Raw genomic sequence first — 13,961 nt, forward strand, 5'->3', positions numbered from 1 at the left:
GAATATCACGGCAGGCGGCAGGGACCGCGTTGCGACACGCGGAGCGACCAGGATGACCGGCCAATCACCCGGCCCGCCGTTACGGTGATGCTATGGCGGGCCGTACCCCTCAGGCGAGTCGGCGGCGCGGCGCGTCGCCGCGTGGCAGCACGAACAGTCGTGCCCGCCAGCCGGCCAAGAAGACCCGCGCGCCGGTGCGGCGCCGCACCTCGACGAGGGGGCCGGGCCCTGCCGCGTACGTCGGTCGGGCGATCCAGGCACTGTGGATGGGGCTGGCCCACGGGGTCGGCTGGGCGGTGCGCGCGGCGGGTCGGCAGGCCGCCTCGGCCCGCGATCTCGACCCGGAGCACCGCCGCGACGGCGCCGGCCTGTTGCTGATCGGTCTCGCCCTGCTCGGCGCGGGCGCGATCTGGTTCTCGGCGGCCGGTCCGGTCGGTGCCCGACTGGCCGACACGGTGCGGCTCTTCCTCGGGGCGATCTCCATCGTGGTGCCGGTGCTGCTGGGCATCGGCGCCTGGCGGCTGATGCGGCAGCCCGGCGACCCCGAGCACCGGGGGCGCGGGCTGGTCGGTTGGGGTTCCATGCTGGTCTCCACCGCAGCGCTGCTGCACATCGGTCAGCAGCCGGCCGGCCCGGGCGAGCGGGACTTCGCCGGTGGCCTGATCGGCGCGGGCGTGGGCAGCGTGCTGGAGCGCGCGGTCACCGCCTGGGTGGCGGTGCCGTTGCTGGTCCTGCTGCTGGTGTTCGGGCTGCTGGTGGTCACCGCGACGCCGATCAACAAGATCCCCGAGCGGCTCGGCCTGCTGGCCGGCGGGGTGGTCGGGCAGGACGAGACGGAGCCGGCGGAGGCCACCGCGACGCCGACTCGTCGGCGTCCGACCAAGCGGGCGGCACCACCGGTCGACCCGGACGAGTTCGACGACCTGGATGGCGCGGACCTGCAGGAGACAATGGTCCTGCCGCGCAACGCGCCGTCCCGGGTGCCGGCCAGCCGCAAACCCGCCGAGCCGCCCGAGCACTCGCCCGCGCCGACCCGGGCCGAGCAGCTCGCGTTGACCGGCCTGGCCGGCGACTACACGCTGCCCCCGTCGAACATGCTCGGCAGCGGGGCCGCCCCGAAGACCCGCAGCAAGGCGAACGACGAGGTGATCGCCGCGCTGACCGGCGTCTTCGACCAGTTCGACGTCGACGCGGCGGTGACCGGCTTCACCCGGGGGCCGACCGTGACCCGCTACGAGGTCGAGCTGGGCCACGGCGTCAAGGTCGAGCGGATCACCCAGCTCTCCCGCAACATCGCGTACGCGGTGAAGTCCCCGGACGTACGCATCCTGAGCCCGATCCCGGGCAAGAGCGCGGTGGGTGTGGAGATCCCGAACACCGACCCGGAGAACGTGGCCCTCGGCGACGTGCTGCGCTCGCGCGCCGCCACCAGCGACCACCATCCGATGGTGGTCGCCCTCGGCAAGGACATCGAGGGTGGCTACGTGGTGGCCAACCTGGCGAAGATGCCGCACATCCTGATCGCAGGGGCCACCGGTGCCGGCAAGTCGAGCTGCCTGAACAGCCTGCTCATGTCCATTCTGACCCGCGCCACGCCGGACGAGGTGCGGCTGCTGCTGATCGACCCGAAGCGGGTCGAGATGACCGGTTACGAGGGGATCCCGCACCTGGTCACCCCGATCGTGACGAACGCCAAGAAGGCGGCCGACTCGCTGGAGTGGGTCGTCCGTGAGATGGACATGCGCTACGACGACCTCGCCGCGAACGGGGTCCGGCACATCGACGACTTCAACCGCAAGGTGCGCAACGGCGAGATCAAGGCGCCACCGGGTAGCGAGCGCGAGATGCGTCCGTACCCGTACCTGCTGGTGATCGTGGACGAGTTGGCCGACCTCATGATGGTCGCCCCCCGCGACGTCGAGGACTCGATCGTGCGGATCACGCAGCTGGCCCGGGCCGCCGGCATTCACCTGGTGCTCGCCACCCAACGGCCCTCGGTCGACGTGGTGACCGGCCTGATCAAGGCCAACGTGCCGTCCCGGCTGGCGTTCGCCACCTCGTCCCTGGCCGACTCTCGGGTCATCCTCGACCAGCCGGGCGCGGAGAAGCTGCTCGGCCGGGGCGACGGGCTGTTCCTGCCGATGGGCGCCTCGAAGCCGGTGCGGATCCAGGGCGCCTGGGTCACCGAGCGCGAGATCAACGACGTGGTCAAGTTCTGCAAGGACCAGCGTGAGCCGGAGTTCCGCCCGGACGTGCTCACCCCCGCGCAGGACAGCAAGAAGAAGATCGACGAGGACATCGGCGACGACCTGGACCTGCTGGTGCAGGCGGTCGAACTCGTGGTCACCTCGCAGTTCGGCTCGACCTCGATGCTGCAACGCAAGCTGCGGGTCGGCTTCGCCAAGGCGGGCCGGCTGATGGACCTGATGGAGACCCGGGGCGTGGTCGGCCCGTCGGAGGGCTCCAAGGCGCGCGACGTGCTGGTCAAGCCGGACGAGCTGGAAGAGGTCCTGGAGGACCTGCGGGGCGGCGATGGCTGAGCCGACGTCCCTGCCCAGCTGGCCGTCGGCCCGGCGACCCTCTGGGTGTGCGGATGGCGATCGTCCGCGACCCGGACGGGGACCGGGTCCTGATCGCCGACCACGGCTGACCAACCTTCGTTACTCAAGGTGAATTCCTGCCCGGGAACTCACCTACCCCTCTGCTCCCTTTGCTCTGCTTCAATATACGCAACGGTTACCGAAGGTAATGATCGATTGTCTGCTGGCGGCGGATGCGTTTTTATCGCCCCAGCTCAGAAGCTGTTGCGTGGGTTGAAGCAGAGCAAAGCGGTGGAAGGGGTAAGGGGCGGCTACCCCGCTGGCGCTACGGTTCGTGTTCAGCCGACGATGTTGCTGTCCGTAGCGGTGCTCGGCCGGGCTTCTTGGTAGCGGAACAGTCGTGCGGGGACGAGGGTGGGACGTCGACGCAGGGGTGGAAGAGGTCATGAAGATGGCCCGCCGCGGGAATGCGGCGGGCCATCGAAATAGCCGGGGATCAGAGGGCGCTGAGGATCAGCATGCTCAGCAGCATGGCGACCACGTTGGCCGCGGCGGCGTACCAGCCGAGCGGCTTGTCACCGAGCACCGCGCCGACGACGCCGAGGACCAGACCGATGACTCCGAAGAGGATCGGGTTGAGTAGCAGCGCGAGTACCGCGCACACGAAACCCACGATGGTGCAGATGCGGGCGGCGCTGGTCGAGCGGACGGTGCCGGTGGCCATGTCTTCCTCCAAGGGGACGAGTCTCAGGTCTGCTGACCGGATCTCTACCCACTACGGACGATCGCCACGCACACCCGCCCGCGAGTCAGTGGAATAGCTTGAGGCCGATCACTCCGGCCACCACCAGCAGCAGGCTGAGCAGGCGGGGCAGGTTGGCCGGTTCGCCGAGCGCCACCATGCCGACGACGGCGGTGCCGACCGCGCCGATGCCGACCCACACGGCGTAGCCGGTACCGACCGGGATCTCCCGCAGCGCGTACGCCAGGCCGGCCATGCTCAGCACCAGCGTGACCGCGAAGACCACCGAGGGGACGGGTCGGGTGAAGCCGGCGGAGCGGTCCAGGGCGATCGCCCAGGCCGTTTCGAGCAGTCCGGAGAGCACCAGCACGATCCAGGCCATCGGGTCACCTCTTCAGGGGTGGCCCGGCCACCGGGGCCGGGACGAGTCGGGTCGGTCTTCCGGGGCGTCTTGGCCTGACCGGGTACGCCCACGACTCGTCCGGGGCGGCCACGCGGACCGCCGAAACCGACCGTAGCACCGGGCGCGGGTCGTCCGGGTGAGACGGATCACCCCGGATGGACCTCAAGTCCGCTTCAAGCTGCACCATGGACGCGTGACCGTGCTCATCTCCGATTCGGAGGTCGCCGCCGCGCTGGACGCAGCGACCTCGGTCGACGCGATGCGTCAGGCCCTGCTCGCCGCGTACCACGGGCGGCTCGTCGCCCCGCCCCGGGCCGCCGCGTCGCTCGGCGCCGGCCGGATGGTGCTCACCGCCGGCCACCTGGTGGGGCAGTGGTACGGATACCGGGCGTACGACACGTTCGGGCACCCGGAGACCGAGCAGGTGGTGGTGCTGCACGACGGGCGGACCGGGGCGGTACGGGCCGTGGCCGTGGGGGAGGAACTGGGTTCCCGGCGCACCGGCGCGCTGGGCGGGGTGGCGGTGGACGTGCTGGCCCGCGAGGACGCGGTCACCGTCGGCGTGATCGGCGCCGGCGGTCAGGCGTGGACCCAGGTCTGGGCCGCCGCCGCGGTGCGACGCCTGCGGGAGGTGACCGTACACAGCCGCTCGGCGGCGCGTCGGGAGGCGTTCGCCGCCCGGGTGCGGGCCGAACTCGGCATCCCGGCCCGCGCGGTGGACACCGCCCGCGAGGCGGTACGCGACCGGGACGTGGTGGTGTTGGCCACCAGCAGCCCGACACCGGTGCTGAGCGCCGCCGACCTGAGCCCCGGAACCCACGTCAACGCGGTCGGCTTCAAACAGGTGGACCGCGCGGAGTTCGGCACCGACCTGCTCGACGCCGCCACCGTGCTGGCCAGTGACTCGGTGCCGCAGGCGCGGTCGTACGCCCCGCCGATGCTCGCCGCGCTGCCGCCGTACGCCTCCCGGCTGCGCGACCTGGGCGCGGTGCTGGCGGGCATGGCACCCGGCCGCACCGGTGCGGACCAGATCTCGGTCTTCTGCTCGGTCGGTCTGGCCGGCACCGAGGTCTTCCTGCTCGACCGCGTGGTCCGGATCCTCGCCACGGCGGTCTGACCCGACCGGCTCAGACCGCCGTCGCCGGTGCGGGCACCGCCGCCCGGTACCCTCGGATGGTGTCTGCCACCTCCTCACCTTCCCCCGATGGTCGCCGGGTCGCACTGCTGACCCTGGGCTGTGCCCGCAACGAGGTCGACTCGGAGGAACTGGCCGCCCGCCTGCACGCCGACGGCTGGCAGGTGACCACCGACGGCGAGGGCGCCGACGTGGTGGTCGTCAACACCTGCGGCTTCGTGGAGAAGGCCAAGCAGGATTCCATCCAGACGCTGCTGGCCGCCGCCGACACCGGGGCGAAGGTGGTGGCCGCCGGCTGCATGGCCGAGCGGTACGGCCGGGAACTGGCCGACAGCCTCCCCGAGGCGCAGGCGGTGCTCAGCTTCGACGACTACCCCGACATCGCCGCTCGGCTGGACGCGGTGGTGGCCGGCCGGGAGGTTGCCGCGCACACCCCCCGCGACCGGCGTGAACTGCTGCCCCTGACCCCCGTCGCGCGCCGGGACAGCGCGGTCTCCCTGCCCGGGCACGGCCGCGGCACCGACGTCGACGAGCACACCCCGGCCCACCTGCGTACGGTGCTGCGTCGCCGGTTGGACAGCGGACCGGTGGCCTCGCTCAAGCTGGCCAGCGGCTGCGACCGGCGCTGTGCGTTCTGCGCCATCCCCGCCTTCCGGGGTGCCTTCGTCTCGCGTACCCCCGACGAGCTGCTCGCCGAGGCCGAGTGGCTGGCCAAGAGCGGCGTCCGGGAACTCGTACTGGTCAGCGAGAACTCGACCTCCTACGGCAAGGACCTGGGCGACCCGCGCGCGCTGGAGAAGCTGCTGCCCCAGCTCGCCGCCGTCGATGGCATCGTGCGGGTACGGGCCAGCTACCTCCAGCCCGCCGAGACAAGGCCCGGGCTGATCGAGGCGATCGCCGGCACGCCGGGGGTGGCACCCTACTTCGACCTGTCGTTCCAGCACTCCAGCGAGCCGGTGCTGCGCCGGATGCGTCGTTTCGGCTCCACCGACCGTTTCCTGGAACTGCTCGGCACCGCCCGGCAACTGGCACCGGAGGCCGGGGCGCGCAGCAACTTCATCGTCGGGTTCCCCGGCGAGACCCGGGGCGACGTCGACGAGCTGGTGCGGTTCCTCACCGAGGCCCGGCTCGACGCGATCGGCGTCTTCGACTACAGCGACGAGGACGGCACGGAGGCTGCCGGACTGTCGGGCAAGGTTTCCACCGCCACCATCAAACGCCGGTACGACAGGCTCAGCGCGCTCGCCGACGAGCTGTGTTCGCAGCGGGCCGAGGACCGCCTCGGCTCGACGGTGGAGGTGCTCGTCGACTCGGTCGACGATGGGGTGGTCGAGGGACGGGCCGCGCACCAGGCGCCGGAGGTCGACGGGTCGACCACCCTGGTCGCCCCCGACGGCGGCGGCGTCGACCTGACCGCGTTGCGCCCCGGAGACCTGGTCCGCGCCACGGTGACCGGTACCGAGGGCGTCGACCTACTCGCCGTGCCGGATGAGATGATCTCCGCCGCGCCCGGCGCGGCGCGGTGACGGTGGGCTGGGACGAGGCGGAGGAGGCGCGAGGTGCGGTGTCGGGTGCGCCACCCGAGCGGGGCGATTCGATGACCGGGGCGACGGAGTCGCCCCCGGTGCCGGTGGTGGCCCGGGTACCCGTGGTCAACGCCGCCAACGCCCTGACCGCGCTGCGGCTGGTGCTCGTACCGGTATTCGCCGCCTCGGTGGCCATGTCGGGGATGACCCATGCCGGATGGCAGGTCATCGCCTGTGTGATCTTCGCCGTGGCCTCGGTCACGGATCTGGTAGACGGGTGGATCGCCCGGAGGTTCGCGCTGGTCACCGCCGTGGGAAAGGTTGCCGACCCGATCGCCGACAAGGCACTCACCGGCGCCGCCCTGCTGCTGTTGTCCTGGTACGACCGGTTGCCCTGGTGGGTGACGACGGTCATCCTGGCCCGGGAGCTGGGGATCACCGCCCTGAGGTTCTGGGTGATCCGGCGCGGCGTGATCGCCGCGAGCCGGGGCGGAAAGATCAAGACCGCCCTCCAGGTGCTGGCCATCACCTGGTACCTGTGGCCGATGCCGGCCGCCCTGACCCCGATCGGTCCGTGGATCATGGGCGCGGCGGTCGCGGTCACCCTCGTCACCGGGCTGGACTACATCGCCCAGGCCACCCGGTTGCGTCGCACTCAGGGCTGACGACCGGCCACCGGCGTTGCGACGCGTAGACCACGCCCGCGCCGGGAAGGATGCAGATCATGGGTGTACGCGAGGGCGAGGGGTCGATGGGCGCCGCGGCGGCGGGCGTGGTGCACCGCCTCGCCGATCGGCGGGAGACATTCGCCACCGTCGAGTCGCTGACCGGGGGCCTGCTGGCCGCCACGGTCGTGGAGATCGCCGGGGCGAGCGCCGTCTACCGGGGTGGGCTGGTGGTCTACGCCACCGAGTTGAAGCAACGGCTGGCCGATGTGCCGGCGCAGCTGCTGGCGGAGCGTGGCCCGGTCGATGCCGACGTGGCGAAGGCGCTCGCCGAGGGTGGACGGCGTCGCTGCGGCGCCGACTGGAGTCTGGCCACCACCGGTGTGGCCGGACCGGAACCTCAGGCCGGCAAACCGGTCGGCCTGGTCTTCGTCGCGGTGGCCGGCCCGGACGGCACCGACGTGCGGCAACTGAACCTCGACGGTGGTCGCGACCAGGTGCGCGGTGCTGCCGTGACCGAGGCCCTGCGGCTGCTGGCCGACCATATCCAGGCTCCGACCTGACCCCGCTGCGGGCGGCGACCGTGGGACGACCGGGCGGGGCGGGATGTCGTGGCGGCGCACAGCGGGTACGGTTGCGGGAAAGCTCCGACAGCCGGTGCTCCCGTGAGTCCGGTCGGCCGGGCGAACTGTGTCCCTCAGGGGAGGTGCGAATGGTCCTGCTACGCCGGGTGATCGGTGACGCACTACGGGCGCGCCGGCAGGGGCAGCACCGCACGCTGCGTGAGGTCTCGTCCGCAGCCAACGTCAGCCTGGGCTACCTGTCGGAGATCGAACGCGGCCAGAAGGAGCCCTCCAGCGAGCTGCTCGCGGCGATCTGCGACGCATTGGGTGCTCGCCTGTCCGAGTTGCTGCGTGAGGTCAGTGACACGGTCGCGCTCGCCGAACAGATGCCGGGTGTGCTGGTGCCGGTGCAGGACGAGTCGGCCGATTCGACGCCGGTCGCCGCCGCGTCGGTGCACAAGGCCACCGGTCGGGGCGTACGCCAGGTCACCTCGGACGGCAATGTCGCCGTCTCCGTGCGACAGGACTCCCCGCTCAAGGCCACACTGCGCAGCGCCCGGGTCCGGCCCGCCGACCGCAGCGACCGGGACGTGGTCTGCGCCGCCTGAGCCTCGCGGCCGATGGTCGCGGTAGCTCCCGCCGCGTAGGGTTGATCGCGGACGTCCCCTCTCGCCGGTACGGATGCCGTGTTGGCGCCCGGCTGGGACGATGGAGCCACCATCGCCGGTAGCCGAGCCGGTTCCCCGGGGGTGGGGCAGGCGCAGCGACGTGATTGAGGGGATACCGCGGAGATGGCGAACCCGTTCGTCAAGGGGTGGAAGTACCTGATGGCGCTCTTCGGCGCCCGCATCGACGAGCACGCCGACCCGAAGGTGCAGCTCCAGCAGGCCATCGACGAGGCGCACCGGCAGCACCAGGCGCTCGTTCAGCAGGCCGCCGCCGTGATCGGCAACCAGCGGCAGTTGGAGATGAAGCTGTCCCGGCAGATGTCCGACGTCGAGCGGTTGCAGGCCAACGCCCGTCAGGCGCTGGTCCTTGCCGACCAGGCCCGGGCCAAGGGCGACGAGACCGAGGCCGGGCGGTACGAGCAGTCCGCGCAGACCCTGGCCACCCAGTTGGTCAATGCCGAACAGTCCGCAGAGGACCTGAAGACCCTGCACGACCAGGCGCTGGCCGCCGCCGGGCAGGCCCGCCGGGCGGTGGAGAACAACTCCATGATCCTCCAGCAGAAGCTCGCCGAGCGCGCCAAGCTGCTCAGCCAGCTGGAGCAGGCCAAGATGCAGGAGAGCGTCGCCGCCTCGCTGGAGTCGATGTCGGCGCTCACCGCCCCCGGCAGCACCCCCACCCTCGACGAGGTACGCGAGCGCATCGAACGCCGCTACGCCAACGCCATGGGCCGCGCCGAACTGGCCGGCAACTCGACCGAGGGCCGGATGCTGGAGATCCAGAAGGCGACGCTGGACACGGCCGGTTCCGCCCGGCTGGACCAGATCCGCGCCAGCATGGCCGGCGAGCAGCTCGGCACGGGCGCTGACCGTGGTGCCGTCGCCGACCAGCCGGCCACGGCCGATCCGGGCGTGGCCCGGCTCGACGAGATCCGCGCCAGCATGAGCCGTGAGCGCGGCACCGGCGACACGACGGCCGCTGGCTGAGCGGAGAATCGAGGAGGCGACGGTGGCAGCGGACGAGCGCACCCGGTATTTCCGCCGGCTGGGCAGGTTGCGCGGCTCCGCCCGCCGGTGGAGCGTCCTGGCCGGTGGGCTCGGCGGCGCGACGGCGGTGCTGACCCCGTACGCCGGGATCGGTCTCGCCGACGCGGCCTGGGCCGCCGCCGCGGGCGCGGCCACCGCCCTGGCCGCGTGGCGCTGGGTGGACCTACGCGCCCTCGCGGCCCAGCCCGCTCCGCCGCCGTTGGATCCGGCCCAGGTGGCCGCCCGCAACCGGGCCCGCCTGGTCGCCGCCGTGGAACGACTCCCCGCCGGCGCCGGCGTGCTGGCCGAGGTGCGTCGGGTCCGCTCCCGCACCGCGCTGCGCGGTACCACCGCTGCCGGGCCGTGGGAGCGCCTGGACCGGGCCGCCGCGACCATGGCCTCCATGGCGGGCCGGCTGACCGGCCTCGCCGAACCGGCCGTCGCCGAAGCCTCCGCCGCCGAGCAGTCGCTGCGCGAGCTGGCCAACCGGGTCGCCAGCGTGGAACGCGCGGTCCGTCTCGCCCCCGCCGACGCGAAGCCGCCGCTGGCCGAGGCGCAGCGGGCGCTCACCGGGCAGTTGGAGACGGGCGTGGCGGCGTACGAGCGCCTGGTGGTCGCCGCCGCCGGTTACCTCGCCGAGGAGTACCGCCCCGAATCCGAACACCCCGCCGCCGCCCGCCTGACCGAGGCCACCGACCTCCTCCACGGCTTCGCCTCCGCCCTGTCGGAACTCCGCGCCGTCTCCCGCCCCGCCCCCTCAGCCTGACCACCGCCCCCGCCGCGTCGATCAAGAAGTTTGCGTCGGGATCGGGCCACGACCGCGACCAGACCCTCTTGGTCAACAACCTGACTGGGCTGGGTGAGCCCGCCGGTCAGGAGGGTGTGGTGACCGGGACGGGACCGGTGTACGGGGAGGCGCCTACCACGTTGAACGAGCGCACCCGGTAGTGGTAGGTGACGCCCCGGGCCAGGCCGGTGTTGGTGAAGCCGCGGCCGGTGACGGTGAAGGTGGCCAGTTCCCGGGTGAACGCCGGGTCCAGCGCCCGCTCCACGGTGAAGCCGGCGCCCTGGCCGGCGGGGGTGCTGGCGGACCAGCCCAGCACCACGGTCGCGGTGTCCGGACCGGGAGCGGTGGTGGCCACACTCACCGAGGTCGGTGTGCCGGGCGCGGGTGGGGTGACCACCGTCGCCACGGTGGACCAGGGCGAGGCGGCACCCAGGTAGGTGGTGCGTACCCGGTAGTAGTAGGTGGTGTCGGGAGCGACCGTCGGGTCCAGGTGGTTGTCGCCCACGCTGATCGCGGTGGTGCCCGGCCCGCTGGTGAAGGTCGGGTTGGTGGCGCGTTGCACGTCGATGCCGGTGGCGAAGGAATGGTTGACCCAGCGCAGCGCCACCCGTAATGGCGCGGCGGGCGGAATGCTGGCGGTCAGCTTGGCCGGTGCGATGAGCTGCACCGATGCGGGAACGCTGTTCGACCAGGTGGAGCAACTGGCCGCGTTCTCGGCACGGATGCGGTAGTGGTACGTGACGCCGGGGGTGACGGTGGCGTCGGTGTAGCGGGTCGCGGTGGCCGCGACGGTGATGGTCGTCAACCCGTTCGTGAAGGTCGCGTCGGTGGCCCGGTGCAGCAGGTGACTGGTGGCGGGTGGCCGGCTGCCGTTGCCGGTCCAGGCGAGGGTGATCGCCGGCAGCGCGGTCGCCGAGCCGGGGGCCGGTGCGGCGGTCAGCCCGGTCGGCGCCCGGGGCGAGACCCGGACCACCAACGGCCGGCTCATGCCGTGGTCCCGGTGGCCGGCCGCCGCGCTGCCCCAGCGGTACTCCCAGCCCAGGTTGACCAGCTGGTTGACCACCGTGGCGGGTCGCCCGTCGACGGGGCTGATCGGGGTCGATCCGAGCCGGATACCGGCCGGCCGGGTCGGGTCGAGCAGCCGTACGCTGTCGCCGAGCTTGAACGGTAGGACCGGCGCCTCGGGACGCAACGCGAGCAGCACGTCCTCACCGGGATCGACGCGTACCACCTGCTTCCAGCCGAGCTCGGCGGGGTGCGGTGGCCGGATGGTGCCGTCCCGGCCGACCCGGCCGACCACCTGAACGTCCAGGCCGTCGAACCGCACCGGATGGCTCTGCCGCCCGGAGCCGCGTACCCGCCAGAGTTGGCTGCCGTCGCCAGGTGTGCCGACCGACAGGGCCGGGTCACTGGCGTGCACCACCTCGGTCGCCGGATCGGTGGGGCCGAGCGGCAGGGTGGCCTCGCCGCAGGGGACGCCGTGCGGGTGAGCCACCCCGAGCCGGCCGGTGATTCGACCGTACTCGGGCTCGAAGACCTGTCGGACGGACTTGACGTTCAGCGGCAGGCTGACCGGCGCGCCGCCGGGCGGGGTGAACTCGACGGTGGTGGCGCGCACCGGGATCCGGGTGGGAGCGCTGGTGGTGCCGAAGCAGGGATCGTAGGCGGGTTGCGGCACGACCGGGGGGCGTTGGCTGGCCGCGTACGCGGCGGGCAGGAGGTCCCGCAGCCGGTCCAGGTCGTACGGCCCTGCCGGCGTGCCAGTCACCCGTAGCTGCATCAGGGTGCGGGTGTTCGGTCCGTAGCCGGGCAGTGTCGGTGGTGCGCCGCCCTCGGCCGTGCGGTCGGGGCCACCGGTGTGGTGGTCATAGCGGGGGTCGAAGCAGGGCAGCGGGGCGGGACAGTCGTTGTAGAGGATCAGAGTGGTGCCGGGGTCGACGGTGGCGAGATCCACCAGCACGTCGGCCCGCTCGCCGGGGGCGAGCAGCAGCGCGTGGCCGTCGACGTTGAGCACTGTCGGGTCACGTCGGTCGTAGCGGAATCCGATCGGGCGGTTCGGCACCACCACGGGTGCCGGCAGCAGCCCGCCCTCGTTGCCGATCCGGATCATCTGCGGGCCGGCCGCCGCCGGGTCCGGCACGCCACCGGGCCGCCCGTCGGTGGGCCAGTCCGCCGGCCGGTCCGGGGCGCGTACCGCGTCGACCATCGGCACCTCGCCGGCGGCGGCGTCGGCGAGGGTGCCCTCCGCCGTCCACATGGGTGCGTCGGAGGCGGCCCGGTACAGCTGAAGATTCAGCCAGCGGTCGGTGCAGGCGTTGAGGATGCGCCATCGGTGGATCCTGGGCTGCACCTCCAGGTACGGGTACGCGGCACCGTTGACCAGGACCGTGTCGCCGTACGCTGCGGGTACGGCGCTCGGGTGCGGCACGCCGGGAGTCTCCGGGGGCTCGTCCGGGTCGGTGACCGGATCGTGGTGCGGGTTGGGTACGGCGGTGGCGGGCGCGTCGGGGTCGGCGGTGGCGGTACGCGACCAGGGCCCGTAGTCCCACCGACCGGTCGGGTTGATTCCGTCGCGGCGGTACGGGTTCTGGCGGGACTGGTAGATGTGCGGGTGCCAGAGGGCACCGCGGGTGCCCCAGCGGTCGCGGTCCCAGGTCGGGTCCTGTTCGGCGAGCTGGGCGTCGTCCGGCACGAAAGTCTTGTCCTCGAAGACCAGCGGCAACTGCTCGGCCGGCAGCGTCGCGTCGGCGATCAACCGCTCCTGCGCCTCGTCGGTGAGCAGGTAGAGCGCGAGCTGGCCGGAATAGACGGTCAGCCGGGAGAGCCCGATGGTGTTGTCGTGGAACCAGAGCAGACGCCCGCTCTGGTCATTCGGGTAGTAGAGGGTGGTGGCGCCCTGTCCCGGGTGGGCCATGTCCGGCACGTGGGCCAGCCCGGCACCGGTGGGATAAGGGGTGATCTCACTCGCCGGAGTGATCCACTGTGCTGGGTTGCCGGCACTGATCCAGCCGGTGAGCGCGCCGCAGAGATGCAGCACGGCCCGGTTCTGCGGGTAGGGTGCCGGTCCGTCGAGGGGCCCGGGGCCGGCACCGGGCACCGTCGGGTCGACAGGCAGGAAGAGATCGCCGGTGGGCAGTTGGTTGATGAACTTGATGCGTACCGGCCGGCCACGTCGGGCGAGCAGGACCGGACCGAGATGCCACGGCCGTCGGGGCGGGCTGACCGTGTTGTGACCGTCCGGGTTGGTGCCCAGGTTGAGCTGGCGGTAGCCGCGCAGCCGGGTCGCCGGCAGGTCCCGGTGCAGCCGCTGGGTGTACTCCTGCAACCCGATCTCGTAGTAGTCGCAACCGGGATAGGTGATCGTGTCGGGTACGGCGACCGGCAGGTACGCGCCGAGCGGAGTACGCCCCAGCGGGCCGAGGCCGGGCAGCGGGTCGACGAACTTACGCAACCCGGTGCCGGCAACCACAATCTTCCCGTCCTCGTCGGGCACGGGCAGTGGACTGTAGGCGTGGTTCGGCACTGGGCCGAAGCAGCGGGGGGCTGCGGCCGGGTCCAGACTCGCCGGCCCCGGGCGCGGCCCCGGTGGCCTGAACGATGCCGTTTCCGGACGCGGCTGCTCGGGCGCTCTCGCTACCCCCGGGCCGGTGCCGTCGGGACCTGCCGTCCCGACGGTGTCGGAACGCCTCGGAGCGTCGGGGTCGGGACGGGTGGGTGTGCCGTTCTCCGTGTCCGGGGCGGCTCGGGTGCTGGGGACGGCGTTCGGTGTGCCCGCCTGGTCGCTGCGGGCGGCGCGGTCCAGCCAGGTCGACCGGAGTCTGCGGAACACGGCCATGGCTCTCCCGGTGATCGGGGCGTGGCGGCCACCACCCCGACGTGGCGGCGCGGACGCGCGTGCTGACGCTCCGT

General features: G+C 72.5%; 11 protein-coding genes and 1 riboswitch. Of the genes, 8 read left to right on the forward strand and 3 right to left on the reverse strand.

What is annotated here, in order from left to right; all coding sequences use genetic code 11:
- The first annotated feature begins 92 nt into the window (after positions 1-92).
- Positions 93-2,540 carry a DNA translocase FtsK gene (locus O7601_RS13690; RefSeq protein ID WP_281566518.1) on the forward strand — a complete coding sequence of 816 codons (2,448 nt, stop codon included), beginning with the start codon at positions 93-95 and terminating at the stop codon, positions 2,538-2,540.
- A gap of 496 nt (positions 2,541-3,036) precedes the next feature.
- Here O7601_RS13690 and O7601_RS13695 read toward each other — a convergent pair whose 3' ends face one another.
- Both O7601_RS13695 and O7601_RS13700 read right to left on the reverse strand, forming a co-directional pair.
- The gene (locus O7601_RS13695) at positions 3,037-3,264 is read right to left on the reverse strand and encodes a hypothetical protein (protein ID WP_281566519.1); all 228 of its coding nucleotides are present in this window, start codon (positions 3,262-3,264) and stop codon (positions 3,037-3,039) included.
- An 85-nt stretch (positions 3,265-3,349) separates the two neighbouring features.
- A complete protein-coding gene (locus O7601_RS13700; RefSeq protein ID WP_281566520.1) occupies positions 3,350-3,664 on the reverse strand; it encodes an SMR family transporter in 315 nt (104 codons plus the stop codon).
- Between the two features lie 58 nt (positions 3,665-3,722).
- Positions 3,723-3,789: riboswitch (guanidine-III (ykkC-III) riboswitch) on the reverse strand.
- A gap of 89 nt (positions 3,790-3,878) precedes the next feature.
- On the opposite strand from O7601_RS13700, the gene O7601_RS13705 reads away from it, so the two are divergent.
- From O7601_RS13705 to O7601_RS13735, 7 genes are all read left to right on the forward strand, one after another.
- Entirely contained in the window at positions 3,879-4,802 is a 924-nt protein-coding gene (locus tag O7601_RS13705) for an ornithine cyclodeaminase family protein (protein WP_281566521.1), read from the forward strand.
- A gap of 56 nt (positions 4,803-4,858) precedes the next feature.
- The gene (gene rimO, locus O7601_RS13710) at positions 4,859-6,346 is read left to right on the forward strand and encodes a 30S ribosomal protein S12 methylthiotransferase RimO (protein WP_281566522.1); all 1,488 of its coding nucleotides are present in this window, start codon (positions 4,859-4,861) and stop codon (positions 6,344-6,346) included.
- A 71-nt stretch (positions 6,347-6,417) separates the two neighbouring features.
- Complete coding sequence (gene pgsA / locus O7601_RS13715) at positions 6,418-7,011, forward strand: CDP-diacylglycerol--glycerol-3-phosphate 3-phosphatidyltransferase (RefSeq protein WP_281566523.1); 594 nt, start codon at positions 6,418-6,420, stop codon at positions 7,009-7,011.
- 59 nt (positions 7,012-7,070) lie between these two features.
- Positions 7,071-7,574, forward strand: coding sequence for a CinA family protein (locus tag O7601_RS13720; protein WP_281566524.1), 504 nt, complete (start codon positions 7,071-7,073; stop codon positions 7,572-7,574).
- 149 nt (positions 7,575-7,723) lie between these two features.
- Entirely contained in the window at positions 7,724-8,182 is a 459-nt protein-coding gene (locus tag O7601_RS13725; protein ID WP_281566525.1) for a helix-turn-helix transcriptional regulator, read from the forward strand.
- A gap of 183 nt (positions 8,183-8,365) precedes the next feature.
- Positions 8,366-9,226, forward strand: a complete 861-nt coding sequence (locus tag O7601_RS13730) for a PspA/IM30 family protein (protein ID WP_281566526.1) — start codon at positions 8,366-8,368, stop codon at positions 9,224-9,226.
- A gap of 22 nt (positions 9,227-9,248) precedes the next feature.
- Positions 9,249-10,031, forward strand: a complete 783-nt coding sequence (locus O7601_RS13735) for a hypothetical protein (protein WP_281566527.1) — start codon at positions 9,249-9,251, stop codon at positions 10,029-10,031.
- Positions 10,032-10,137: 106 nt separating this feature from the next.
- On the opposite strand, the gene O7601_RS13740 is transcribed toward O7601_RS13735, so the two are convergent.
- Positions 10,138-13,887 carry a hypothetical protein gene (locus O7601_RS13740; RefSeq protein WP_281566528.1) on the reverse strand — a complete coding sequence of 1,250 codons (3,750 nt, stop codon included), beginning with the start codon at positions 13,885-13,887 and terminating at the stop codon, positions 10,138-10,140.
- Positions 13,888-13,961 lie beyond the last annotated feature (74 nt).

Origin of the sequence: Verrucosispora sp. WMMD573 (assembly GCF_027497175.1) — a bacterium.
Classification (GTDB): Bacteria; Actinomycetota; Actinomycetes; order Mycobacteriales; family Micromonosporaceae; genus Micromonospora.